24 protein-coding genes, 1 riboswitch and 1 other annotated feature are annotated in these 26,598 nt (G+C 32.6%); of the genes, 15 read left to right on the top strand and 9 right to left on the bottom strand.

Annotated features, from left to right (window positions below):
* Positions 1-8: 8 nt before the first annotated feature.
* Entirely contained in the window at positions 9-575 is a 567-nt protein-coding gene (locus tag Q0516_RS03355; RefSeq protein ID WP_257480038.1) for an ECF transporter S component, read from the bottom strand.
* A 79-nt stretch (positions 576-654) separates the two neighbouring features.
* Positions 655-767, bottom strand: a riboswitch (FMN riboswitch).
* Positions 768-1,148: 381 nt separating this feature from the next.
* On the opposite strand from Q0516_RS03355, the gene Q0516_RS03350 reads away from it, so the two are divergent.
* From Q0516_RS03350 to Q0516_RS03330, 5 genes are all read left to right on the top strand, one after another.
* Positions 1,149-1,391, top strand: coding sequence for a helix-turn-helix transcriptional regulator (locus Q0516_RS03350; protein WP_294465866.1), 243 nt, complete (start codon positions 1,149-1,151; stop codon positions 1,389-1,391).
* A gap of 69 nt (positions 1,392-1,460) precedes the next feature.
* Positions 1,461-1,751 carry a helix-turn-helix transcriptional regulator gene (locus Q0516_RS03345; protein WP_257480040.1) on the top strand — a complete coding sequence of 97 codons (291 nt, stop codon included), beginning with the start codon at positions 1,461-1,463 and terminating at the stop codon, positions 1,749-1,751.
* 135 nt (positions 1,752-1,886) lie between these two features.
* Complete coding sequence (locus Q0516_RS03340; RefSeq protein ID WP_294465863.1) at positions 1,887-2,279, top strand: rhodanese-like domain-containing protein; 393 nt, start codon at positions 1,887-1,889, stop codon at positions 2,277-2,279.
* A gap of 16 nt (positions 2,280-2,295) precedes the next feature.
* The gene (locus Q0516_RS03335) at positions 2,296-2,721 is read left to right on the top strand and encodes an Rrf2 family transcriptional regulator (RefSeq protein WP_294465860.1); all 426 of its coding nucleotides are present in this window, start codon (positions 2,296-2,298) and stop codon (positions 2,719-2,721) included.
* Between the two features lie 2 nt (positions 2,722-2,723).
* The gene (locus tag Q0516_RS03330; RefSeq protein WP_294465856.1) at positions 2,724-4,082 is read left to right on the top strand and encodes an FAD-dependent oxidoreductase; all 1,359 of its coding nucleotides are present in this window, start codon (positions 2,724-2,726) and stop codon (positions 4,080-4,082) included.
* Between the two features lie 27 nt (positions 4,083-4,109).
* Here Q0516_RS03330 and Q0516_RS03325 read toward each other — a convergent pair whose 3' ends face one another.
* Positions 4,110-4,547, bottom strand: a complete 438-nt coding sequence (locus Q0516_RS03325) for a MarR family transcriptional regulator (protein WP_294465853.1) — start codon at positions 4,545-4,547, stop codon at positions 4,110-4,112.
* Positions 4,548-4,688: 141 nt separating this feature from the next.
* Between Q0516_RS03325 and Q0516_RS03320 the strand changes: the two genes are divergently transcribed.
* Entirely contained in the window at positions 4,689-5,717 is a 1,029-nt protein-coding gene (locus Q0516_RS03320) for an FUSC family protein (RefSeq protein ID WP_294465848.1), read from the top strand.
* Between the two features lie 58 nt (positions 5,718-5,775).
* On the opposite strand, the gene deoC is transcribed toward Q0516_RS03320, so the two are convergent.
* Positions 5,776-6,447, bottom strand: a complete 672-nt coding sequence (deoC, locus tag Q0516_RS03315; RefSeq protein WP_257480044.1) for a deoxyribose-phosphate aldolase — start codon at positions 6,445-6,447, stop codon at positions 5,776-5,778.
* Positions 6,448-6,492: 45 nt separating this feature from the next.
* A complete protein-coding gene (locus Q0516_RS03310; protein WP_257480045.1) occupies positions 6,493-7,590 on the bottom strand; it encodes a galactitol-1-phosphate 5-dehydrogenase in 1,098 nt (365 codons plus the stop codon).
* A gap of 177 nt (positions 7,591-7,767) precedes the next feature.
* Between Q0516_RS03310 and Q0516_RS03305 the strand changes: the two genes are divergently transcribed.
* Together Q0516_RS03305 and Q0516_RS03300 are read left to right on the top strand one after the other, a co-directional pair.
* A complete protein-coding gene (locus tag Q0516_RS03305; RefSeq protein ID WP_257480046.1) occupies positions 7,768-8,700 on the top strand; it encodes a sugar-binding transcriptional regulator in 933 nt (310 codons plus the stop codon).
* 101 nt (positions 8,701-8,801) lie between these two features.
* Entirely contained in the window at positions 8,802-9,359 is a 558-nt protein-coding gene (locus Q0516_RS03300; RefSeq protein ID WP_299237413.1) for a biotin transporter BioY, read from the top strand.
* An 8-nt stretch (positions 9,360-9,367) separates the two neighbouring features.
* Here the strand turns inward: Q0516_RS03300 and Q0516_RS03295 are convergent, their stop codons facing one another.
* A complete protein-coding gene (locus tag Q0516_RS03295; protein ID WP_294465839.1) occupies positions 9,368-10,066 on the bottom strand; it encodes an N-acetylmuramoyl-L-alanine amidase in 699 nt (232 codons plus the stop codon).
* Between the two features lie 205 nt (positions 10,067-10,271).
* Between Q0516_RS03295 and Q0516_RS03290 the strand changes: the two genes are divergently transcribed.
* The 7 genes from Q0516_RS03290 to leuB all read left to right on the top strand — a co-directional run bounded on the left by Q0516_RS03290 (position 10,272) and on the right by leuB (position 17,410).
* The gene (locus Q0516_RS03290; RefSeq protein ID WP_257480049.1) at positions 10,272-10,925 is read left to right on the top strand and encodes a phosphatase PAP2 family protein; all 654 of its coding nucleotides are present in this window, start codon (positions 10,272-10,274) and stop codon (positions 10,923-10,925) included.
* Positions 10,926-11,025: 100 nt separating this feature from the next.
* On the top strand, positions 11,026-11,724 hold the full coding sequence (locus Q0516_RS03285) for a gamma-glutamyl-gamma-aminobutyrate hydrolase family protein (protein ID WP_294465831.1): 699 nt from the start codon (positions 11,026-11,028) through the stop codon (positions 11,722-11,724).
* A gap of 9 nt (positions 11,725-11,733) precedes the next feature.
* Positions 11,734-11,982: a TM1266 family iron-only hydrogenase system putative regulator gene (locus tag Q0516_RS03280; RefSeq protein ID WP_294465828.1), complete on the top strand. Its 249-nt coding sequence runs from the start codon at positions 11,734-11,736 to the stop codon at positions 11,980-11,982.
* 512 nt (positions 11,983-12,494) lie between these two features.
* Positions 12,495-12,748: a binding site (T-box leader), on the top strand.
* Between the two features lie 136 nt (positions 12,749-12,884).
* Positions 12,885-14,546, top strand: coding sequence for a 2-isopropylmalate synthase (gene leuA / locus Q0516_RS03275; protein ID WP_294465823.1), 1,662 nt, complete (start codon positions 12,885-12,887; stop codon positions 14,544-14,546).
* 21 nt (positions 14,547-14,567) lie between these two features.
* Positions 14,568-15,842: a 3-isopropylmalate dehydratase large subunit gene (gene leuC / locus Q0516_RS03270; RefSeq protein ID WP_294465820.1), complete on the top strand. Its 1,275-nt coding sequence runs from the start codon at positions 14,568-14,570 to the stop codon at positions 15,840-15,842.
* Positions 15,842-16,336 carry a 3-isopropylmalate dehydratase small subunit gene (gene leuD, locus Q0516_RS03265; protein ID WP_257480053.1) on the top strand — a complete coding sequence of 165 codons (495 nt, stop codon included), beginning with the start codon at positions 15,842-15,844 and terminating at the stop codon, positions 16,334-16,336. The genes leuC and leuD overlap by 1 nt, the downstream gene beginning before the upstream one ends.
* A 3-nt stretch (positions 16,337-16,339) precedes the next feature.
* Positions 16,340-17,410, top strand: coding sequence for a 3-isopropylmalate dehydrogenase (gene leuB / locus Q0516_RS03260; RefSeq protein WP_294465813.1), 1,071 nt, complete (start codon positions 16,340-16,342; stop codon positions 17,408-17,410).
* 152 nt (positions 17,411-17,562) lie between these two features.
* Here leuB and Q0516_RS03255 read toward each other — a convergent pair whose 3' ends face one another.
* The 4 genes from Q0516_RS03255 to Q0516_RS03240 form a co-directional block, all read right to left on the bottom strand.
* The gene (locus tag Q0516_RS03255) at positions 17,563-21,504 is read right to left on the bottom strand and encodes an ATP-binding protein (protein WP_294465810.1); all 3,942 of its coding nucleotides are present in this window, start codon (positions 21,502-21,504) and stop codon (positions 17,563-17,565) included.
* Positions 21,505-21,532: 28 nt separating this feature from the next.
* A complete protein-coding gene (locus tag Q0516_RS03250; RefSeq protein ID WP_294465808.1) occupies positions 21,533-22,996 on the bottom strand; it encodes an extracellular solute-binding protein in 1,464 nt (487 codons plus the stop codon).
* Positions 22,997-23,195: 199 nt separating this feature from the next.
* Positions 23,196-25,832 (bottom strand): calcium-translocating P-type ATPase, PMCA-type, encoded by a 2,637-nt coding sequence (locus Q0516_RS03245; protein ID WP_294465804.1) that lies wholly within the window; start codon positions 25,830-25,832, stop codon positions 23,196-23,198.
* A 75-nt stretch (positions 25,833-25,907) separates the two neighbouring features.
* Positions 25,908-26,465: a manganese efflux pump MntP family protein gene (locus Q0516_RS03240; RefSeq protein WP_257480058.1), complete on the bottom strand. Its 558-nt coding sequence runs from the start codon at positions 26,463-26,465 to the stop codon at positions 25,908-25,910.
* Positions 26,466-26,598: the final 133 nt, after the last annotated feature.

Genomic DNA, 26,598 nt, shown 5'->3' with positions numbered 1-26,598 from the left:
TGTATATATTATTTAGTTGTATTTATTACATTTCTGTCATTTTGTTTGTTGATAAAATTACTTATTGGTTTATAAATAATAAATGTAACTAAACAATTGATACCTGCTTTGAGTAAATTAAATGGAATTACAGCTACCGGTAGGGAAGCTATTACAGCATCCATTGGCATTCCATAAAAATTGGTTGTAATAAGTAAGTTTGCCGGGATCATTACTATTACCATTGATAATGCTCCTAGTATCAAACCTATCATTGCACCTTTTTTTGTTTTATTTTTTCTATACACAAGTGCGGTTACTCCAACCAAGGCGCTGCTCGAAATAATATGCATAAGTGCTCCTACCCAGCCATTCATAGCGCTCACCGTCATTGCTTGAATTGAGCTTGAAATAATGACTGCGATGATCCCAACTACAGGTCCGAACTGTAATCCTGCAATTAATAACGGGATATCCATTGGTTCATACTCGAGCCATGCAGCCGACGGCATGATAGGAAATCTTATGATTAACATAAGTACTATCGATAAAGCAATAAGCATCGATACTGTTACAAGTCTTCTAGTGTCTTTCATTTTTTCTATACCTCCTAAAATTAAGGTATACATAAAAAAATAGTAATCACCCTTCAGGAAATTACTAAAAAAATACTTTATGTATCCTCTCTCATCCGGACTTTACCGTCGGTAAAGGAATTTCACCTTTTCAGCTTGCGCTCGCAGACTTTAACTGCCGGTAGGGAATTGCACCCAACCCTGAAGATTGTTCTCCTTTATTATAATATATTTTTACTTTATGTCAATATAATTACATTATAAATAAAAATATTTTAAATTATGTAGACTTAATGGATGAAATTGGTAAAATATATAAGTGGGCATAGTTATCTGATATAGAATATTGACGTTAAAGTATGGGAGAAAGTATATGATTGTTTTCTTTTGTGTTATTAAGATATTTATTTATATTTTCAGTGATTTCGGGATGTGTTTTTACGCGTCCTTTTTTATTACAAAATGTTAAGTAAATATTTAATAATTGTTTTATATGTAGATACTACTTTATGCTACTAAAATTGAAAGGAGGTGATATATGAAGATAATTTTGGGTTTTTATCTATGAAAATAATTAGAAAAGGAGGTATAGAAATGCAGTTAAGAGACTCACTAAATAGAAGGATAATTGAATTATGTGATGAAAGAGGACTATCTATTAATAAACTTGCGAATATGTCAGCAATTCCGCCTACTACTGTTTATAGTATGTTTGACGGCAAATGTGCTAATCCAAGTTTCAAAACTATTAAAATGATTTGCGATAGTTTGGATATGGATATAAAAGATTTTTTCGATTCTGAATTCTTTGTAAATTTAGAAAAAGGTTTTAAATAGAATGTTCAAGATTTGTTGTCAGAGGGATAAAAATCCCTTTGGCAATTTTAATTTTAAAGGAGAAAAACAATGAATAGAGAAAAAATATCAGTAAATGCAATATATAAAACAGATACTAATCTTATTGGTGCTATAACGAAAAGGATAATAAGAATAAGCGAAGCAAAAGAAATTTCCATTAAAAGTCTTGCAGAGAGCGCAGGTATTCCTCCGACAACTGTATATAGTTTATTTGATGGAAAAAGTCAAAATCCGGGTATAGATGTTATATATAGTTTATCAAGAGTACTCGATATGAAAATGGATGAATTTTTTAGCTGTGATGAAATGGAAGAACTGTACAAATCTGAATTAAAATAACTGTTTAGACAGTTATTATTTAAAGAGAGGAAATTTATTTCCTCTCTTTTTTATTTTATATTGACAAATATATCTGTAACAGTTATAATTACATTAAAGAAACTGTAACACGAATTGTTACATAAGGAGGATGTTGTGAAAAATATATTGATTATAGTGGGAATTGTTATTATCTTGTTTATTAGTTTTAAATTTTTTATCCCTAAAGAAGAAAATAAAAGTGCTTATCATAAAATTTCTGCTTTGGAAGCGAAAGAGATGATGGAACTAGATGATGTAACTATTTTAGATGTAAGAAGAGAAGATGAATATAAAAGCGGACATATAAAAAATGCAGTATTGGTTCCAAATGAAACTATTAGTAATGAAGTATTAGAAGAAATTCCAAATTTAGAAAAAACTATATTAGTTTACTGCAGGTCGGGTAAGAGAAGTAAAGATGCTTCGATGAAGTTAGTTGATATAGGATATAAAAATATATATGATTTTGGCGGGATAATTGACTGGCCTTATGAAATAGAGAAATAATTTTAGGAGGTAATTGATGAATAGCGAATTTGCGGTTTCGGTTCATGCATTGGTTTTTTTAAATCATCACTATAAAGAAATTAAGACAAGTGAAGAAATATCCGAGAATATTTGTATAAATCCAGCAAGGGCAAGGAAAATCCTTTCCAAACTTAAAAAGGCAGGACTGGTAAATACAAAAGAAGGTTCTGTAAAGGGCGGATATAGTTTTACTCTAGATGCGGCTAAGATCACTTTACTTGATGTTTATCAGGCAATCGGCAAAAGGGTAATAGATATATCTTGGCGTTCGGGAAATGTCAATATGGAATGTTTGATAGCTTCCGGTATGGGGGATATCATGGACGAAGTATATGAAAAATTAGATGATGTATGTAAAGAAGAGCTAAGTAAAATAACAATAACGGATATAGACAGTAAAATATTTAAAAATGGAGAATAGAAATGAAAAAATATGATGATACAATTATAGGATTTGGTAAGGGCGGAAAAACTTTAGCAGGATATTTGGCAAAGAAAGGTGAAAAGGTTGCTATAATAGAAAAGTCAAATAAAATGTATGGCGGGACTTGTATAAACGTGGGATGTATTCCTTCTAAATCACTTGTTAAAAATGCTTCAAAGACAGCACAAATGGGAGATATTTCATTTGAAGAAAAATGTGACTTATACCATAAAGCGATTTTGGAAAAAAGAAACTTAACCGAAATGCTTAGAGGCAAAAATTATGCTAAATTAAATGATTTGGATAATGTTGATGTTATCAATGCAAAAGCAAGTTTTGAAGATAAAAATGTGATTAAAATCACATATGAAGACGGTGAAGAATTATTAAGTGCAGATAAAATATATATAAATACTGGTTCGACATCTGTAGTTCCAAAGATAGAAGGGGTCGAAAATAATCCATATGTATATTTTAGTGATACCTTAATGGACCTCGATACTTTACCAAAGAGGCTAATTATAATAGGGGGAGGATATATCGGTCTTGAATTTGCTTCTATGTATGCGAACTTTGGAAGTAGTGTAACTGTTATTCAAGACGGTGATAAATTTATTCCGAGAGAAGACGAAGATATTGCTAACGAAATAAAATCATTGCTCGAAAATCAAGGTATTGAAATAAAACTTGGTGCTAAAATTAAAAAATTCAGTGAAGACGGTATTGTTTCCTATAGCCAAAAAGGAAAAGAATTTAATGATAAGGCGGATGCTATATTAGTTGCTACGGGAAGAAGAGCAAATACCGATGAATTGAATTTGGAAGCTGCGGGTGTTGAAATGAACAGACGCGACGGGATAGTCGTAGATGATAATTTAAGGACTTCAAATGAAAATATTTGGGCAATGGGAGATGTTAACGGAGGGCTTCAGTTTACCTATGTTTCTTTGGATGATTACAGAATAATTGTAAGCGGACTTGAAAATGAAAATAAATATAACTTAAGCAAAAGAGAAAATGTTCCTTATAGTGTATTTATGAATACTCCGCTGTCAAGAGTAGGTTTGAATGAAAGAGAAGCCTTAGAACAAGGTTATGATATAAGAGTACTAAAATTACCGGTAGGGTCAATACCCAAGGCACAGGTACTTAAGAAGCCATATGGTGTCTTAAAAGCTATAATAGATAAGAAAACAAATAAGATACTCGGTACAATGCTGCTCTGCGAGGAGTCATATGAAATGATAAATATAGTAAAGCTGGCAATGGATTTGGGTGCTGATTATACGACACTTAAAAATCAAGTGTTCACTCATCCTACTATGAGCGAAGCTTTAAATGATTTGTTTTCATTATAAATAAAAAGAAGGATATTATCCTTCTTTTTATTTTATTTTAGTTAGGACTTCAAGAAGTGTATTGATTGATCCTTCAAGTTTAATCAAATCTTCTTTAGTTAATCCTTTTTCTAGTGAATTTATAAATTCTTTATTATTATAGATATTTTTTTCTATATAATCCTTTCCGGTTTTAGATACAAAAATATCAATATATCTCCTGTCTCTTTCATTTGTTTTCCTTTCAACAAATTTATGTTCATATAATTTTTCTATCAGTGTAGTGGCACGTTGTTTACTGATATTTAATTTGTTACATATTTGAGACATGGTCATTGGACCATTTTCTAAAAGTATTTGAAGACAATAATATGTTTCAAGGCTCATTTTATCTTTTATAAATAATTTAAAGGGTTTATCTATTTTATAGTGCCAATATGGCAGTAATTTTAGCAGTTTTCTGGTAAAGTTCATTTCTTTAATCATTTCCTAACCTTTAGTATTGAAAAATAGTTATAATAGCTTTATAATATATAGTACATGTTTATGTACTATATATATTTATGTACTTTAAAATAGTCTACAATATTTTATATAGTTATGCAAGATAAAAAAGGAGGAATTTTATTGAGTAAAATAAAGCTTAAGACGATCCATATAGGAAAGACAGCGTTGGAGAATGCATTTAGATTTATATTTAATTTAGGATTTATAATGATATTTCAGATACTATTCGGAGCCGAAAATATTTTACCGGGAGTTGCTATTGGTGTAGGACTTACAATGTTTCCCGATGGATATATAGGTATAAAAAGGAAAACAATGGGAGGCATTATAGTAATACTTTATGCGGGAAGCGTATTAGCGGCACAGTCAGCGTTGAGCTCACCGTGGATTGCAATCATTATAAACTTTTTATTTGTATATTTGATAATGAATTTAATATGCGAACCCAATGAGTTTAAACCTGCTATCAGCTTTCTGTTATGTTTTATATTTTCACAGGCAACTCCCGTTTCAATGGAAATGTTCCCTAAAAGATTACTGGGAGCTTTGGCAGGGGGCTTAGTTGTTGGGATAATAACAATGATAAAATGGAAATCGGATAATAAAGGAGACGATGGGCGAAATTTAAAAGAACAAATTTTGCTTTGCAGGAAGAAAAAGGGATATATGCTAAGAATGTCTCTCGGGATTGCAGTAGCAATGTTTATAGGTATGATTTTTCATATAAAAAAGCCGCTATGGATAAGTATAGTCGTCATGTCTTTAACTCAGCTTCATTTTAATGAAATGTCAGAAAGGATCAGACATCGAATGTTTGGGAATGTAATTGGAGTATTAGTATTTATATTATTGTTTAAAATTTTAATTCCTGCAAGGTATGCTTTTCCCATGGTTTTATTTTTAGGATATATCAGCTTTTTTACTTCAGAATATAAATATAAACAAATCGTAAATGCTGTTTGCGCAATCAATGCCTCGTTGGTACTATTGGACGTATCTGAAGCCATAGAAAATCGCCTCTTTTGTTTGGTCGGAGGAGCTTTAATTGTTGTTTTGATGTTTATCTTACAAAAAATATTTAAGAAGTTTATTAATAATTATAATTTAACTAAATTAAATATAGGAGAAAAGAAAGATATACCGGTTTAAAGTAATAAAAAAGAACCTTATCTTAGGTTCTTTTTTATTTGGTTTCATATTAATTTAATTATTTACTAGCTGCGTCGATTTCATCAAACATAGCTTGTGTTTTTGAAATACCAAGTCTTGAACAGCCTGCGTTTAGGAATGCTTCTGCGTCAGCAATGTTAGCGATACCGCCTGCTGCTTTGATTTGTACTCTTGTTGTATCGATGTTTTCTTTCATTATAGCTACGTCTTCAAGTGTTGCTCCGCCTGAAGAGAATCCTGTTGATGTTTTAACGAAACCTGCACCTGCGTCAGAACAAATTCTTGAAGCTTTTGCGATTTCTTCTTTTGTAAGTAAGCAGTTTTCCAAGATAACTTTGATGTTAGCAGGAGAAGCGTTTACTACTTCATATACGTCATTATAAACTGTGTCGTAGTCTCCTGATTTCATAGCTGAAACGTTTAGTACGATATCAACTTCTGTAGCACCCATGTTGTATACTCTTTGAGTATCTGCAACTTTTGATTCAGTTAATTCCGCACCGTTAGGGAAACCAACACATGCACATACTGCTGTTTCAGAACCTTTAAGGATTTCATAAGCCATTTTTACTCTGCTTGGAGTAACACATACAGTTCTGCATTTCCATTCTTTAGCGAATTGGATACCTTTTCTTACTTCATCATAAGTTAATTGTGGTTTTAATAAAGAGTGGTCGTTTGCTCTTGCTAATTCATATTTTGTTATCATTTTAATTTTCTCCTTGAATTTATTATATTTAATTTTAATTAATAACTATTTGCCCGGTTCGTAACCGTCTTGTGTGATTACTATCTTATTAAAGAATTCTTTTCTTTCTATTAAATCAAAAGCGTCCTTTACTTCATCTACGCTGAATCTGTGAGAGATAATAGATGTTAAGTCCAATAAACCTTTTTTAGCTGCATCGATTGTTGCACAGAATTCTTCGTATTCTGGTGTGAAGTTATAGCACCAAGAACCTTTTATTGTAAGTTCTTTTCTTAGGATACATTTATCATAAGATTTATCCAATATATTTACATCTCCGTGAGGTGTTCCGATACATGTGAATGTACCATGTTTCTTTAAGCATTGTAGAGCTTGATTGAATGTTATAGGAGAGCCTGCAGCTTCTATACATACTTCAGGACCTTCTTCTCCCGCATATTCTTTGATTTTGGCAACAACTTCTTCATTTGTCATTCCCATTGAGTTGATTGTATATGTAGCACCTACTTTTTTGATTAAGTCAAGTTTTTCGTCTTTGATATCTACTGCTATTACCATTCTTGCTCCGCAGATATTTGCCCATTGTACCATATAGTATCCAACAGGACCGGTACCGAATACTACTACTGCGTCATTTACCTTTATACCTGCTCTAAGAGCACCATGTAGAGAGATAACAGCAGGGTCGATTTGACAAATCATATCCCAGCTGAAGTCATCTGGACATACATAACACTGTGTTGCTTTAACTGCAACGTATTGTCCGAAACCTCCGTCGCTTCTTGAACCGGTGTAACCGTATGTATCACATAAATTGATGTTTCCGTTTAAACAGTCTTTACATTTTCCGCAGCCTGTCATCGGGTTAACATCTACTCTTTGACCTACTTTAAGTTCTTCTCTTAAATCAAGATCTTTAACGCCCTTGCCTATTTCAACGATTTCTCCGCCGAATTCATGACCTAGTGTAGTTGGGAAAGAATATGTACCTGTTGAAAATACTCTTCCTAAGTCGGAACCGCATATCCCCGCACAGTAAACCTTAAGTAGTACTTCGTCATCCTTTATTTGTGGTATATCTACTTCATCACATCTTATATCATTGATAGCATGAAGTCTACCAGCTTTCATTTTACCTTCCATTATTTTCCTCCTAAATACTTTGAAAGTGTTATTTAACTTGACAAACATAAATAGTAATGTTATTATTTATTCATGTTCATATGAACATCGTATAAGTTCATATGTTCAATTTCAACCGTATTATATAATAAAAAAATAAAGATGTCAACTAATTTTTATTAAATTCAGGAGAAAATTATGCTGGATAATAATACACTATCAAAAATAGCGAAAATGTACTATTTGGAAGGTCTTACTCAAAAACAAATAGGAGATAATTTAGGCATTTCAAGAATAGGGATTTCCAGAGCTTTAAAAAGATGCATAGAAGAAGGTATAGTAGAAATCAAGATAAAAGAATTTACTCCCCTCAGTAATTTGGAAGATGCACTTAAGAAAAAATATCCTTATGCCGATTTTAAAATAGTTCCTTTTTTCAAAGAAACAAAAAAACTCGTCCGCTCTCTTGCCGACGGTGCGGGTGAAGTATTGGATGAGCTGGTTAGAAATAATAATAATATAGGTATAGGCTGGGGAAAAACTTTAAGTAATCTGAATATCGAAAGTGATATCAAATACCCCGAGAAAACATTTGTATCTCTTCTCGGAGGATACGGAAATGTATCTATTGAGATGCACTCAAATCAAATAACAGCTATGATAAGCGAAGTATACGGCAGTAAGTCTATGGTGCTGCTTGCTCCTTCCATAGTGGATAATAAAAAGTTTAAAGAGATAATAATAAATGAAGGTTCAATAAAAGAAGTTTTTGATATGTACAGAAAGCTTGACTGCGTAATAACTTCTTTAGGTAATCCGGCAGACGAAAATGCTACGATACATAAATCCGGATATTTTAAAGATGAAGATCTTAAAGAACTTAAAGACAGAGATATTTGCTGTGATATAGTCTCTTCATTATTTTTAAATCGAGAGGGAGTGGAAGAAAACCTGGAAATACTAGACAGGATCGTAGGTATAAGTCCAAAATGTTTTAAAAAAGTTCCTATTAGAGCAGCTGTTGCAGGAGGCGAAAATAAAATGTTTGCTATATATTTAGCTTTGAAAAATAAATATATCAATAGTCTTATAACGGATGAAAATACTGCAAATTATTTATTAAATAAATAAAAATAGCTTTTTATAAGTTGTTTTTTTTATTATTATGAAAAAGTTTGTTTTTGATATATAATGACTAATAAATATTATATGAAAGGTTAATTCGTATCAAAGTGAAAAGAAAGGTGTATTTAAAAACAGAGAGCCTAACGAAGATAGCATTATGTACAGCGGTAATGTGTATACTAGGTCCAATATCCATACCCATTTCTCTAAGTCCGGTACCTATATCTTTAACTCAAATCGGGATTTATTTTGCTGTTTATGCTCTTGAATATAAATATGCTTTGATATCTACATTATTATATATTTTGATCGGTTCCATAGGGCTTCCTGTGTTTTCCGGATTTATGGGCGGCATAAACAGACTGTTGGGTCCTACTGGAGGTTATTTGGTTGGATTTATATTTTTAACTTTGGTAACGGGATATTTTATAGATAAATATTATGATAATAAAGGTTTTATTATTTTAGGATTTATACTTGGAAATATCATTTGTTATATCATAGGAAGCTTATGGCTCGCATTTCAAAGTAATATAAGTATCATAAGTGCTTTTATAATAGGTTGCTTTCCTTATATTCCCGGTGATATTATAAAGTCCGTTATAGCGTTTATAGTAGGTCCGAAGATTAAATATACATCAAAAATAAATAAAAAAGAGCATTGATATGCTCTTTATTTTATATCATAAAAATATTTTACGGCTCCGAGAGAAATATATTTTGCTAACTGAACTTGATAGTCATGGTCATTTAATAGTTTTTCTTCGTTTGGTTCACTTAAAAATCCGCATTCTACTATTACGCTTGGTGTATTATCATTTTTAAGAATATATAAGTCATCTCTTGGTTTTATTTGTCTGTGTTTGGAATATTTTGATGTATTGTCGAGTTCTTCTTTGATATGTTTAGCAAGATTTTCACTTTTTTCATGATCTTTTAAATAGAATACCTGTGCACCTCTGCTGTTATCACTGTGTGCATTCATATGTATGCTTATCATTATGTCGCACTTGGACTCTTTTATGATATCTCTTCTCATTTTCATATCGCCTTTTTTTGTCCAAGTCATACTTCCGTCTTCAAAAAGTCCGTTGTCGCTGTCCCTTGTCATAACTACATTTGCACCCATTGTCATTAAAATACTTCGTAATTCTTCAGCAATGGCTAAATTTATTTTGTCTTCGTTTACTTCTGTGCCTACTTTTCCGGGATCTTGTCCTCCGTGTCCCGGGTCTATACATATAGTTTTCCCGTCTAATATATATAATGAACTATCCACGTATGAAGTAGTTACCAAAAGATAAAAGCACATACCAAATAAAATTCCGATTACAATAATACTCGATAAAATAACATAAAGATATTTTTTCATTTCTCCCTCCTTATGTTTATTTATACGTTTTTGTATCTTAAATATGTTTCTTTTATTTGATGTTGAAATAATTTTATTATTTTACATATTTCTTTTGAGTTTGGAGCTTACAACATATAAAATAAAATTATAAATATATACGAAGATACGTATTTTAAGGTTCAATTAATTATATAAGTGTAAAATATTTAAAAGGAGAAATATTATGGAAGTAAAGAGTATCAATAATTATTATCATAAATACTTTAAATGGGTCATATGTGCTGTATGCTTATTTATTTTCATACATATTTCCATAGAGCTTACTGAAAATGAACTCATCTTCCTGGATAATAAAATATATTACACCGTAGCAGGATTTATATCATATAAAATGACAAGGATATTCAGGTTTATAACCAGGTTTGGATCCGGTGAAGTGATCCTGCCTTTATGGATATTTACATTATTGTTATTTAAGAATAAAAGGAAAATAATCCTTTCGACAGTAAACTTAATAAATATAGTTATGATAAATCAAATATTTAAATTTTTATTTGAAAGACCAAGACCTACCGTGTTTAGACTTGCGGAAGCCAGCGGATTTAGTTTTCCAAGCGGTCATTCCATGGTATCCTTGGCGTTTTATGGATTTTTTCTCTATCTTCTTTGGAAGACGGATTATACCGATGTATTGAAATGGATAGCGACGGTTGCGATTATTACCTTGATAGTGCTGATTGGGGTAAGCAGGATATATTTAGGCGTACATTTTTCCAGCGATGTTTTGGCGGGATTTAGTTTATCAATGGCTTATTTAATAATTTTTACACATTTCGTTGAAAAATTCATATATGAAAAGAATAAGTTAAGTACATAATGAAAAGGGACTTTAAAGTCCTTTTTTATTATAATAAATTATTAGTTTATTTACTATTTACATATTTTTTGATATTATAAATTATATTTTGGAGGTACATATGAAAAATCCCATTATTGGAATAGTTCCCTTATATGATGAATATAAAGACAGTTATTGGATGCTTCCCGGTTATATGACTTGTCTAGAGGATAATGGTGCAGTTCCTATCATGCTGCCCCTTACGACTAACGATAAAACAATAGGTGAGCTTATAGATATATGCGACGGTTTTTTATTTTCAGGCGGGCATGACGTCAATCCTAGGCTGTATAACGAAAAGAAAAATGCTGACTGTCAAAACATCTGTATAAAAAGGGACGAAATGGAAAAAATACTTTTTAATAAAGTTATAGAAAAAGACAAACCGATACTTGGGATATGCAGAGGGCTTCAAATCATAAATGTGCTTCTTGGAGGAAATTTATATCAGGATTTGGGAAATGAGCTCGGTATCCTTCATAAACAGAAACCTCCATATGATAAAAGTTTTCATAAAGTAGATATTATTAAGGATACCCCTTTATATGATATATTAAATAAAGATAAAATTGACGTCAACAGCTGTCATCATCAGGCAGTTAAAGAACTTTCAAATAGACTTAAAGTAATGGCTGTTTCTGAAGATAAAGTTATTGAAGGGGCTTATATGAAAGATAAAAAATTTGTTTTAGCCGTCCAGTGGCACCCCGAATTTAACTATAAAAAAGAAGAAACAAGTGTAAAAATAATAAAAGAATTTATAAATAAATGTAAATAAGGAGAGAAAATGAGAATAGCGGTAGTAAGTATGGTTTTGGACGACCCTACGTCTGTGCAAAAAGAAGTAAATGAAGTTATAGGAAGTTATAAGGATATTATTAAAGGAAGAATGGGCGTTCCATTGCCCGATGAAGATGTATCGATAATTTCAATAGCGGTTGTAGGAGAAGTCGATATGATCAATGCTTTCACGGGAAGGCTTGGAAAAATCTCTAATGTCCAAGTAAAAACTTCTTTTTCCAAAAAAGAGATTTAAAAGGTCCATTATTGGATCTTTTTTTGTATCAATTATTTTATTGTATATTACAAATTGAATAAATAAATTTAATATTACATTAGAAATTGTTTTAAATTATGTTTTGCTCCGCTTTATTATATAATGTCAATTTACATTTGGGTATAACTTTAATGTTTTTGAATTTTTTATATTCTTACCTTTTAGTATATTTCATTGTTAGCAGTGACGTTTAACTATGAAATATTTTTATATTATAATTAAATTTCATCTGCAAATGATTTGTCTATTATGTTCTTATATACTATTTATAGAAAGTAATTATAAATTCTAAATATCAAACTGGCATGGTTATATATTAATATATGTTTGTTTACTTATTCGTTATTATAAAAAGTAACAATAAAATTTAATTATTATTTTTATAATATAAAGTAATATTGATTATAAATATATTATAGAGAATTCTCTAAATATTATTGACAATCAATCTTTCTTGTGATAGATTAATATCAATATGAACTTAATACCTTTAAAACACAAAGAAGAGGAATAGTAAGTTTTCTAATAAGCTAAAGAGAGCTGTTGGCTGGTGCGAAACAGTGCTTAATGAAATCCGAACTCGCCTCAGAGTGATTTGCTGAAATTGTATAGAGTAGGTTAAATCGGGTGTCACCCGTTACAGTGACAGGATATCGGCACACTGCCCGTATCTTTAATGAGTGTATTCTTATTTATAAGAATAAATTAGAGTGGTACCGCGGAAATATTACCTTTCGTCTCTTATTTAAATATTTGAGTCGGAAGGTTTTTTATTTCCTTTTTTTACATATAAGTTGAAATATTATAAGAAATAAAGGCTACCGAGAAGTGTGTTATTTTTAAATAAGGTACGTTCATAAATTATCATAAGGGGTAAAAAAATGAAAAACTTTGAAAAGTACAAACCATATCCACCCGTGGATAAAAAAGACAGAAAATGGCCTTCTAAGGTTATAGAAAAAGCACCGATTTGGTGCAGTGTAGACTTAAGAGACGGAAATCAAGCATTGGAAATACCAATGAGCTTGGATGAAAAATTAGAATTTTATAATAAATTGGTTGAAATCGGATTTAAGGAAATAGAGGTAAGTTTTCCCGCAGCTAGCGATACCGAATTTGAATTTGTGAGAAAACTTATTGATGATGATTTGATTCCGGATGATGTAAATATACAAGTTCTTACGCAGTCGAGAGATGAAATTATTGAAAGGACTTTTGCTTCTATCAAAGGTGCGAAAAAAGCAATAGTACATCTTTACAATTCAACTTCTGTTCTCCAAAGAGATGTTGTATTTAACGCAAGTAAGGAAGAAGTAACAAAAATTGCAGTTAAGGGTGCAAAGAAATTCCTTGAAGAAATGAAGAAGTATCCCGAAACGGAATTTACTTTTGAATATTCTCCGGAAAGTTATACCGGAACGGAAATGGATTATGCGGTGGAAATTTGTAATGCCGTAATAGATGTATGGCATGGACATGTAAAAAACAAAATAATTATAAACCTTCCTTCGACGGTAGAAATGGCAACTGCCAATATATATGCCGATCAGATAGAGTACTGCTCGGAAAGACTTCATCATAGAGAAGACGTTGTTTTATCTCTTCATGCTCATAATGACAGAGGAACCGGGGTTGCCGCTACCGAACTTGCATTGATGGCAGGAGCAGACAGAGTAGAAGGTACTTTATTCGGTAACGGTGAAAGAACGGGGAACTGTGATATCATGGTAGTCGCAATGAATATGTATTCACAGGGGATAGACCCTAAACTGGACTTTACAAAAATGAGAGAACTTGGTGATTTGTTTGAAAGACTTACCAGAATGGAAATTCATCCGAGACATCCTTATGTGGGTTCCCTTGTATTTACCGCATTCTCCGGTTCTCATCAGGACGCAATAAGAAAAGGTATGGCAAAAAGAGAAGAAAGGAAACAACAAATTTGGGAAGTTCCTTATCTTCCAATCGATCCAAAAGATGTTGGAGGGACTTACGATCCAATCGTTCGTATAAATTCGCAGTCAGGAAAAGGCGGGGTAGCATTTGTACTTGAACAAAATTATGGATTATATCTTCCAAAAGCTTTCCAAAGAGATTTTAGTAAAGTTACCACAGCAGTATCTGATAAACATCATAGAGATTTAGCTCCCGAAGTGATATTTGATATATTTAAGAAAGAATATATAAACAATGAAAGACCTATAAAACTTATAAGATACAAAGAAACGACAAAAGATGAAGACAAAGATGTTTCTGTTAAGGCAATTATAGAGTATAATGGAAAAGAAGCTGAAGTGAACGGATCCGGTAATGGTATTATAGATGCATTTACGCATGCACTTGAAAATCACTTTGACGTAGAGATGGAAGTAACGGATTACCGTGAACATTCTATGGAATATGGTACTAATGCGAGAGCTATATCTTATATACAAATAGAAGGAAAAGACCATAAAATGTATTATGGTGCAGGGGTATCGAGCAATATCACATTATCATCTTTCTATGCTGTAGTGAGTGTTGCAAATAAAATTGTAGAATAGAAAAATAAGGAGATATATATTATGGGAATGACTATGACTCAAAAAATCCTTGCAAAACACGCAGGACTTAACAGCGTTAAAGCAGGGCAGCTTATAGAAGCTAAACTTGATATAGTAATGGGTAATGATATAACAACTGCCGTTGCCCTAAAAGAATTTAAAAAGACGGGAGCAAAGAAAGTATTTAACGAAGAAAAAGTCGCAATCGTATTAGACCACTTTACTCCAAATAAAGATATTAAAGCAGCCGAACAGTGTAAAAGCTGCAGGAATTTTGCTTGGGATATGAATATTAAAAATTTTTTTGATGTAGGTCAAATGGGGATAGAACATGCACTTTTACCGGAAAAAGGTATCGTAGTTCCCGGAGAAGTAATAATCGGAGCGGATTCTCATACCTGTACATATGGTGCCCTAGGTGCTTTTTCTACAGGGGTAGGGAGTACTGATATGGCTATCGGAATGGCTACAGGAGAAGCATGGTTCAAGGTTCCTTCCGCAATAAAATTTGTTCTTAAAAATAAACCCGCAAAATGGATAAGCGGTAAAGATATTATTTTACATATCATCGGAAAAATCGGCGTAGACGGAGCTCTTTACAGATCTATGGAATTTACCGGAGACGGGATTAAATATCTTTCAATGGACGATAGATTTTCCATGGCAAATATGGCTATTGAAGCAGGAGCGAAGAATGGTATTTTTCCTGTTGACGATAAGACAATAGAATATGCAAAAGAACATTCTACAAAAACATTTGAAGTATTCGAAGCTGATGAAGACGCAGAATATGATGAAGTTATAGAGATTGATTTAAGTAAACTAAGACCAACTGTTTCTTTCCCTCATTTACCTGAAAATACAAAGACAGTTGATGAAGCGGGAAAGGTTTATATAGACCAGGCTGTTATCGGTTCATGTACAAACGGAAGGCTTGAAGATATAAAAATGGCGGCTGATATTTTAAGGGGAAAACAGGTTGACAAGAAAGTCAGAACTATTGTTATCCCTGCTACTCAAAAGATTTACTTGGATAGTGTTAAGCTGGGTTATGTTGAAGATATCGTAAATGCCGGAGCGATATTCTCTACACCTACATGCGGACCGTGTCTCGGAGGGCATATGGGAATACTTGCGGCGGGAGAAAAAGCGATATCCACAACGAACAGAAACTTCGTGGGAAGAATGGGGCATGTAGACAGTGAAGTTTACTTATCCAGTCCAGCGGTAGCGGCAGCTTCTGCGATTGCGGGTTATATTGCCGATCCCGAAAAGGTCATGAAAGGAGAGTTTTAATGGAAGCTAAAGGTAAAGTATTTAAATATGGTGATAATGTAGATACTGATGTAATCATTCCCGCAAGATACTTGAATGTATCGAGCGGAGATGAACTTGCAAAGTATTGTATGATAGATATAGATGAAAATTTTGTAAAAGAAGTAAATAAAGGTGATATCATGGTTGCAACTAAAAACTTCGGCTGCGGTTCAAGCAGAGAACATGCACCTCTTGCAATCAAATGTGCAGGAATATCTTGTGTAATTGCTTCTACTTTTGCAAGGATTTTCTATCGTAATGCAATAAACATCGGGCTTCCTATCCTCGAATGTGAAGAAGCCGCAAATGATATAAAAGCGGGAGACGAAGTGAAAGTTGATTTTGACAGCGGTGTGATTTCAAATATTACCACAGGAAAAACTTATCAGGCAGAACCTTTCCCTGAATTTATGCAGAAAATCATGAATGCAGGCGGACTTGTTGAATATACAAAGGAAAAAATAGGAGAGTAGTCTATGGATTTTAATTTAGCTGTAATCAAGGGGGACGGAATAGGTCCGGAAATAGTTGATGAAGCAATAAAAGTATTAAATAAAATCGGTGAAAAATATGACCACAAATTTAATTTTACATATGTAAAAGCGGGCGGGGATGCTATTGACAATGAGGGAGAATGTCTTCCAAATAAAACAGTAGAGGTATGCAAGAATTCCGACAGCGTAATACTCGGTGCCGTAGGCGGTCCGAAGTGGGATGATCTTCCGGGAGACCAAAGACCGGAAAAAGCTCTTCTCGGAATTAGGGAAGCACTGGGATTATATGCAAACCTTCGTCCCGCAATCATCCATGAAGCACTTAGTGAAGCTTGTCCCATAAAGAAAGAAATCATAGGCGACAGCTTAGATATAATGATCGTTAGAGAACTAACCGGGGGTATCTATTTCGGTGAGAGAGGATACAGAGACGGCAAGTACGGAAACGAAGCATTCGACACCGAAAGCTATTCCGAAATGGAAATAAGAAGGATAGGCAAAATTGCTTTTGATACTGCTATGGCTAGAGATAAGAAGCTTTGCAGTGTAGATAAAGCCAACGTCCTTGAAAGCAGCAGACTTTGGAGAAAAGTAATTACCGATATGGCTAAAGATTATCCCGAAGTGGAACTTACCCACATGTATGTGGATAATGCAGCAATGCAGCTTGTAAGAAACCCTAAGCAATTTGATGTTATAGTTACATCAAATATGTTTGGTGATATACTATCTGACGAGGCAAGTCAAATCACAGGTTCTATAGGTATGCTTCCTTCCGCAAGCCTTGGAGAAAATTCATTTGGGATGTATGAGCCTATACATGGTTCTGCTCCTGATATAGCAGGTAAAGATATGGCAAACCCTATTGCAACTATTCTTTCAATGGCTATGATGCTTAGATACACATTTAATTTGAATAAAGAAGCTGATGATATTGAAAATGCGGTAGCTCAGGTTTTGGACAGGGGATATAGGACTGCAGATATAAAAAGTGAAGATACAAAAGAAGTTGGAACTAAAGAAATGGGTAAGCTTATTGTAGAATGCCTTTAATTAAATAATAAAGATAAAGACCCTTTAAAAGGGTCTTTTTTGATTGTAAAATAGTATGTTCAGGGGCGCGAAATCCGCATAAGCGGGTGTAGTGCCCTGTCTTTATAAAATAAAAAGACCTCTATTTTTGCATAGGGTCTTTTTTCTTTTTATTATTTGCAAAGTAAATCTCCGAGAAGTGAGTATAGTTTATTTAAATCGATAGGTTTTGAAATATGTCCGTTCATACCGCTCTCTATTGATTTTTTCATATCTTCATCAAATGCATTTGCGGACATAGCAACGATCGGTACTGTCATTGCATCAGCTTTATTGAGGTTTCTTATAGTTTTTGTTGCTGTTAAACCGTCCATTATCGGCATTCTGATATCCATTAAAATCAAATCATAATATCCGGCCTCAGACTCTGTAAATTTATCTACAGCGATTTGTCCGTTTTCAGCAACTTCCACTATAAACTTATTCATTTCAAGTATGGTTTTTGCGATTTCAATATTCAATTCATTATCTTCGACCAATAACACTTTTTTCCCTGAGAAATCAAATTTTATATTATTATTATCTTTCTTTTCTAGTTTATGAACTGAAGATTTTTCAAGGAGCAATGTAAATTTAAATGTACTTCCTTTTCCTAAATCACTTTCAAGCTCTATATTGCTTCCCATTAATTTTACGAGGTTATTACATATTGCAAGCCCAAGACCTGTCCCTCCGTAATGAATGGAAGTATCGTCTTCTGCCTGTTCAAATGCATGGAAAACTCTTTCTTTATTTTCTCTGCTTATTCCGATACCATCGTCTTTTACAATAAATGTAACTTTGCTTTGTTTATCATTATAATCTTCTTCACTTACCGAAAGTAATATATTTCCTTTCGACTGTGTAAATTTTATTGCATTTCCGAGAAGATTTATAAGAATTTGATTTATTCTCATATAATCTCCATATAGAATACCTTCTTTAACATCAGCCTTAACATTAAAGTTAAGTTCTTTATCTTCTGCTTGAGGTCTTATCAAAGTTTCTACTTCATCGATAAGGTTAGTCAAACTGAAATTGGAAGGTGATAGTTTCATTTTACCGCTTTCAATTCTTGACATATCCAAAATATCATTGATTATGGATAGAAGATATTCTGAAGAAGTGCTTATTTTTTCAAGATAATCCTTAGTGCTATTCTTAAGCCCGTTTTCTTCCATTGCGATATTAGTCATTCCAATGATAGCGTTCATAGGTGTCCTGATTTCATGTGACATTCTTGATAAGAAATCACTCTTAGCTTTACTTGCCGAGTCAGAACGTGATTTCCCGATATTTGTAGCAATGATTTTAACTATTTCGTATAAACTGCTGTTATCTTTCTCATCTATATCTTTTGTTTCATCCTTTAAATTAAATGATATACTTCCTATATAATTTTCATCATTTATTAATGGATAACAAATACCGCTGGTATGCTCTTCTACTCTAAAGAAATCTCTTTCAGGAGGTAGCAGTTTATTATCTATATTATATTTAATAGGTTTTGTCATTAACTCACTGCTTAACTTTATAAAATCTTCTTTAGGGTAATGTCTTATTTCTTCCGAGATTTTATAATTATCATTGCTCCATTGGAAAGGTATGTAACTGCTATAAAAATCCTGTTCGGCAAAAGTCATTATTATGCTGTCTAATTTAAAATATTTTCCGACTTTCATCAAAAGTAGCGGCATTATTTTTCTTAAATCATTTGTTTTATCAAACATATTGAATATAAGTGATGCTATGCTTATATCATTTGTATAGTTGACACCAAGTATATCTCCAAATGAATTAGTTAAATCTATATTGTTATTTTTTTCTGTTTCAGGAAGAGCTGCATATGTTTCCACTTCGCCCATTTTTTTATTTTTTGCAAATTTTAATGCTTTAATTGCATTGTTTACTGCATCTTTTACATCTGTTTCTTTAGTATTTTCTACATAATATATCCCGGTGCTGCATCCTGTTTGAACATTTAAGTCTTTAAAAGTATTATTAAAGTTGTTGGTAAACTCTTTTGCTATAGTTAAAGCTTCATCGGAATTTTTATTATTAACCCAAAGTAAAAATTCGTCTCCTCCGCACCTTACTGCAATATCATTATTAGAAATTACGGAACTTAAGATTTGACCGCTTTCTTCAAGTATTACATCTCCGATAACGATACCTAAATTATTATTGATGTTTTCAAAGTAATCCAAATCAAATATTAAAATCGTTCCATAAACGGATACATGAAAATCATTTTTTATTAACTTGATTCCTTCATTCCAATTAAATAGTCCTGTTAAAGGATCTCGTCTTTGTTTTTCGATTTCTTTTAGTTCTTGTTTCTTTTCATCATCAATATCTCTCATGCTTCCGATGATTTTAATGAGTTCATTATTGTTATTATAGATAGCTTTTCCTCTTAGCTCTATCCAGATATAATTTTCAATATCTTTGCCAAGCTTACCTCTAAAGTCGGTATGGATGTATCCTAAATCATCAAATATATATTTATCTATGATGTATTTATCTTCATCATAAATATAATCTTTATTTTTAAGAGTTTCTTTACAGTTTTCTATTGTAATCGAAGGTTCCAAACTGCTGTTTTCATCTTCTTTGTTTTTAAATTCATAATAAACATATACAATATCTTTCATGGCATCGTATTCGAATATTGTTTGTGTACTGCTTTCAAGTGCTGCTTGATATCTGCTTTTTTCTTCGATGATTAGATTTTCCGACTCTTTTTGTTTATGAGTCAAATCGCTTATCACATTATACAGCTCATCTATTTCTTCTATATTTGAAATAGGGAATTCATTGAGTTTATTTTCATCGCTTGCCTTAATGGTTTGAGCTAATCGTATTATAGGTTTAGTGATTGATGTAGATGTCAGATATATTGCTCCCAAACCTATTATTAAACAAAGGATAACGACTATCGTTACGGTTTTCATTAAATTATTAGAGATTCCAAATAATTGATTGTCGGTACTTATAGCCATTAATGCCCACTTATCTGAAGAAAATGGGGTATTGGTGTTGTATAAATTTAAATCTGACAGTGTCCCATATACGTCTGAATTATGTAATTTTATATCTTTAAGCTTATAAAAATTATCTGAAGTATCTTCTTTTTTTAGAGAAAATACATTATTGATGGTTTGTACTTGTGAAGCGCTTGCTCCGGACGCCGTTAAGACCCTGCAATTATTGTTTTCATCTTTTAATACCAATAAATAACCGCTTTGATGAGAATTTTTCAAATCAAGTTCTCTAGACGGCAATATAGAATGAAGATATGAAATGGATATATCTATACCCGCAACGCCATAAACCTGCCCTTTATATACAAGAGGTACGGAATATGTAATCATTTGATAACTTTTATTTGCTTCTTTTTCACCTTCCAAGTAGAATGGCTTAGACCAATAGCCTAGATTTTGATATCCAAGTTCAGGGTTTTCTTTTGCTGCATTAAAAGGTTTATAAAAAAATTCATTACTGAAGGTTTCATTATTGCTGCTTATATTAAAAGATGATTCCCATGGTATATCAAAGGGTATTTTTAATTTATGTGATAGTGTGGAACTCCCTCTGACCATGGTTATATCTGAATAATCCATAGGATCGTTTTCAGGATCTGCATCTCTTAAATAAATACCGGGTACATTTTTTTTATTTCTCGTATCGGCAATTATTATGAATGAACCGTTAACCGTATTTTTTCTTAAGTTTGATATGAGGGTATTTGAAGACGAATCAAATAACTCATTCTGCAAAGATTTATCTTTTAAGAATGTATTTAAATTTATTTTGTTATTTTTGAGTATCTTATCTAAATTAGAATTTACATCTTTGAGTTCTTCTTTTAGATTTGACCATTGCTGAACCATATTATTTTCTAATATGATTTTTCTATTTTCCGTCGTTTGACTCAATATCTGTACGGAATTCTGATTTAAAATACTGGGTGTTCCGCTTATATATAAAGCTATATATAATGCAAAAACTAGTATGAAAATAAGAATTATCAATGGAAATAGTATTTGATTGAATATTGATCTTTTCTTCTTCATTATGCCCTCAAAAGTTTATTTTAACTTGTTATTTTACGCTGTCCTTTAATGCCTTACTGAATGAATCATACCATTTTTCAAAGTTTTTAGTAGATGTGTATTTTTTTGTCGCTTCTTCTAAACTTTTACCATTTTTTAATGCTTTTTCAACTTCTTTTCTGTCTTTAATAGCTAAATCGTATAAGTTATATTCCAATACTTTTCTTGCATTTCTTCCGCCGTCAAATGCTTTATTTGTATAAAGAGTATTATTTTTTAGTGTATCATATGCTACATCCATAGTCTTTTTAACTTTGTCATTTAAGTTTATGTTATTTTCTTTAATAACTTTATTAAATGTATCTATATTGTTAGCGTCTTTTTTAACCGGAAGATATCCGCTGTCACCGCAGAAATCAATATTTCTTTCTTCTTCCGTGAACCACTTTAAGAAAACAACAGACGCATATTCTTCCTGCTCAGTCCCTTTTGTTACTACCATTCCTGCACCTTGCTGTACAGCATAGTCCTTACCGTCTTTAAATTTAGGGTCTTCAAGCACTATTGTTTCAATCTTGCTTGATTTACCGTTATTATCTACTTTATCAGGGAAATAATTAGCTGATGTAGTAGAACCGGTCAGCGATGCTATTTCTCCTATGGCTACATCATCTGAACGGAATTTTCCGTAAGATGAAAAATATCCTTTAACATATGGAACGTAATAAAAATCCCAAATTTTCTTCATATTTTCTTTATTTATGTTTAATGTCACTTTTTGGTTTTCGACTTTAAAAAGTTCGTCACCATTTTGCATAGAACCGATTATAAACATATTAGCCATTGCGTCTCTTCCGTAAAATGCTTTTCCGTCATTTTTAACATCAGGAGTCAATGAATCGGTCCATTCATAATATTTTTTTGAAATATTTACTAAGCCTTCTTTAGTTTTAAGCTCATCAAGTTTTGAACCTGTAGCTTTTGAAAACTTGTCCCAAGCTGTCTTATTTAACATAAATATTTCTGTGCTTTTTGCCACGGGGAAGATTTTTAGTTCGTCTGCATTGCTGCTTATTCTTCCTTCTTCAATATATGAATCTACATATGAGTCAATATCGTCTTCAGACATATATTTAGTTAAATCCACTAAGTATCCTTTTTTTTCTATTTCATAAGCGGTATCGGCATATGAAGCAAAAATATTAGGAATTTCTTTACTTCCTACTTTTTTATTTATTGATGCCATAACGCTGTCTTCGAGCTGTGTAACATCTCCTTGGTTATGTCCTTCAACAAATATTCCTTCTTCAAGTCCAATCGTTTCATTAAATTCTTTTATCATGCTGTCAAATGCAACTTTTTGAGCTCCGTTATAATAATGCCAAACGGTTATTGTGACAGGATTATTCGGATCGAGCTTAACTCCTGCAGGATTATCGTTACTCTTACATCCCGTCAAAGCTCCAAAAACAAGAAGCATAGAAATTACCAGTGCCGTTATTCTTTTTTTCATTTTAATTTCCCCTTAAATTATGTATTTTGATATATATAATTTTATTATACATTTTTTTATGTTAGGCTACAACAAAAATAGTTGAGGTTTTGCCTAATAATGGAAAATAATAGTAAATATATCAATAGTATTTGTATTAAAATTTATTAAAAAAAGACTTGAAAAGAAAATAATTTCTTTAAACAAGTCTTTTTTATCATTATTTATTTGATTTTCTCTTTATTAACTTACTTATTTCAACTATAGGAATGACCAGTACCGCAAGAAGTATCGATACTGCATATTCCATAATCGAAATATGTTCAAATCCAAATGCACTGGATAAGAAAGGTACATATATTACCGCTGTTGTGCATATTAGGGAAGCCAGCATTGCAAGTAATAAATATTTGTTTTGACCTTTTATATTAAATATGGATTTATCAAGGGATCTCATATTAAACGAGTGGAATATTTCAGCCATGGATAAAGTCAAAAATGCCATGGTCATTCCGTCGGCACTGTTCACGATTTCCCATACGCCCGATTCCATATAATGACCTATAAAGTAGGCTAAAAGTGTAATCACTGTTACCATTATACCTTGAAGAGCTATATTAACCCCCATACCTCCTGCAAAGATCCCTTCATTTGAATCTCTCGGAGGACGTTTCATTATATCGCTTTCTGCTTTTTCCATTCCAAGCGCAAGAGCAGGGAAGCAGTCGGTAATAAGATTTATCCATAATAGATGAACCGGCTTTAATATTGTAAATCCAAGTAAAGTTGCAATGAATATAGATAAAACTTCCGATAGATTAGAAGCAAGGAGGAATTGAATTGATTTTCTGATATTGTCGTATATCCTTCTTCCTTCTCCCACAGCGGAAACGATGGTTGCAAAGTTATCATCTGCCAATACCATATCTGCTACATTCTTTGTGACATCCGTTCCGGTAATTCCCATACCTACTCCGATATCTGCATTTTTGATGGAAGGAGCATCATTAACTCCGTCTCCCGTCATTGCGGTTATTTTTCCTTTATCCTTCCAAGCTTTTACTATTCTTACTTTATGTTCCGGCTGGACTCTTGCATATACCGCATAATGTTCTATTTTATTAGGTAGCTCCTCATCTGATATTTCATCCAGTTCCGCGCCTGTAATAGCCTCATCTTTATTTTGTATAATACCCAGTTCCATGGCAATAGCTACAGCGGTATCTCTATGGTCTCCTGTAATCATTATAGGTTTGATACCTGCATTCCTGCATTCTACTATTGCGTCTTTTACTTCAGGTCTTACCGGGTCGATCATCCCGGTAAGTCCGACAAAGCATAAATTTTGTTCAAGATTATTTGCCTCATAACTATTGGGTTCATTATCCCAAACTCTCATAGCGATACAAAGAACTCTTAAAGCCCTGTCAGCCATGTTTTTGTTTTGAGTTAGGATACTATTTAAAATATCTTCATTTATATCAACTTCTTTTCCATCTAGTAAAGCCTTATTACATCTTTTCAGTACTTCGTCCGGCGCTCCTTTTGTAAATTGGATGATTTTACCTTCCTTGGTTTTGTGGACGGTACTCATCATTTTTCTTAAAGAATCAAAGGGAGCTTCTCCTATACGAGGATATTCCTCTTTTAAATGATTTTTATTTAGATTTAATTTATAAGCAAAGTTAACTAATGCACACTCTGTCGGCTCACCTATTGCAGAATTATTTTCATCAAGTTCTGCATCCGAACAAAGTGCCATTCCTTTAGCTATTAAATTTTCATCTTCTCCGTAATGTTCCACTACAGTCATTTTATTTTGTGTAAGTGTACCGGTCTTATCCGAACATATGACAGAGGCACATCCAAGGGTCTCTACGGCAGTCAGTTTTCTGATAACGGCGTTTCTTTTAGACATATTTGTAACACCTATGGAGAGGACTATTGTTACCACTGCGGCGAGACCTTCCGGTATCGCTGCCACTGCAAGACTTACCGCGACCATGAATGTATCAAGCATTGCTTCGCCTGTTACATTAGGATAAACTCTGAATATATCTATCGCAAAAATAATAGCACAAATACCAAGGACTAAAATACTAAGTATTTTACTTAATTGTGTTAATTTCTTTTGTAGAGGAGTTGCATTATCCTCTGCTTTTGCAAGGGCATCTGCTATTTTACCCATTTCGGTATCCATACCGGTAGCGGTAATTACGGCTTTACCCCTTCCGTAAACTACGGAGCTTCCCATATATACCATGTTCTTTCTGTCTCCCAATGGAACATCACCGTTCGCATGAGCTATCACTTCATTTTCGGTTTTAGTTACAGGTACGGACTCTCCGGTTAGGGCAGATTCTTCGACTTTCATACTAGCACATTCTATTATCCTTCCGTCTGCGGGAACTGCGTCTCCTGCTTCTAGGATAATAATATCTCCAGGTACCAAATCTTCACTTTTAATGGTTATTTGCTTATTGTCTCTGATAACCTTGGAAGTCGCAGCTGCGATTTCTTTAAGTGCATCTATTGCTTTTTCTGCTTTGCTTTCCTGCACAACACCGAGAACTGCGTTTATTATTACAACTATCATTATTATAATTACATCCGCAAAAGACTCTCCCGCATATGCGGCAGTTATTCCCGATACGACTGCGGCTATTATCAAAATAATTATCATTGGGTCTAAGAGCTGATTGATAAATCTTTTAAAGATAGATATTTTTTTACCTTCGATAAGTTTATTCTTCCCGTGGGACTGTTCTCTTTCTTCGGCTTCACTGCTTGTTAATCCGTCTTCTGTCGTATTTAGGTTTTTAAGTACGTCAAGTATGCTAAGTAAATACTCTTTCATTAATAAATATCCTCCATATTTTAATATGTTAACTTCTTAAGTCTATTTTCTATATTTAATTATTAACTTTAAATTTTAAAGTATTCCAATATGTTCCAGTAATATTTTAAATCCCATTAGAATTAATACCACACCTCCAAACATTTCTGCCTTTTGCTTATATTTTAGACCAAATATATTTCCTATTTTTATTCCTATTATGGATAAAATAAATGTTGTTGTTCCTATGAGTAATACTGCGGGAATAATATCGACTTTTAGAAATGCAAAGGTGATGCCTATTGCAAGAGCATCTATACTTGTAGCAATACTTAGAGTAATCATTGTTTTAAAATCAAACTTATTATTTAAATCTTCGCCAATATTTCTTGATTCCAAAATCATATTAATACCTATAAAACCCAATAATACAAAAGCTATCCAATGGTCAAAATTCGTTATTAAATCTTTAAAATGAAATCCCAGGTAATATCCGATCAGTGGCATTAATGCCTGAAATCCTCCGAAATATAATCCTGCTTTTATCGGATGTTTTATAGTTATTTTTTCTACTGAAAGACCTTTACAAATCGAAACTGCGAATGCATCCATTGAAAGTCCTACTGCGATGATGAATAGTTCCCATAAACTCATAATATTTCCTTTCTTAAAATAAAGAAGATAAAAAAAGAGACTTATCCGTCTTTATAACAGATAAGTCTCATCGTTTCAAATAAAGCCAGGAATTTTTTTATTCCAGGATGTTGACCTTATTACGCCATGCGTC

Source organism: uncultured Anaerofustis sp., from assembly GCF_938029165.1.
Taxonomy (GTDB): domain Bacteria; phylum Bacillota; class Clostridia; order Eubacteriales; family Anaerofustaceae; genus Anaerofustis.
This window is presented reverse-complemented; position numbering and strand designations above follow the sequence as displayed.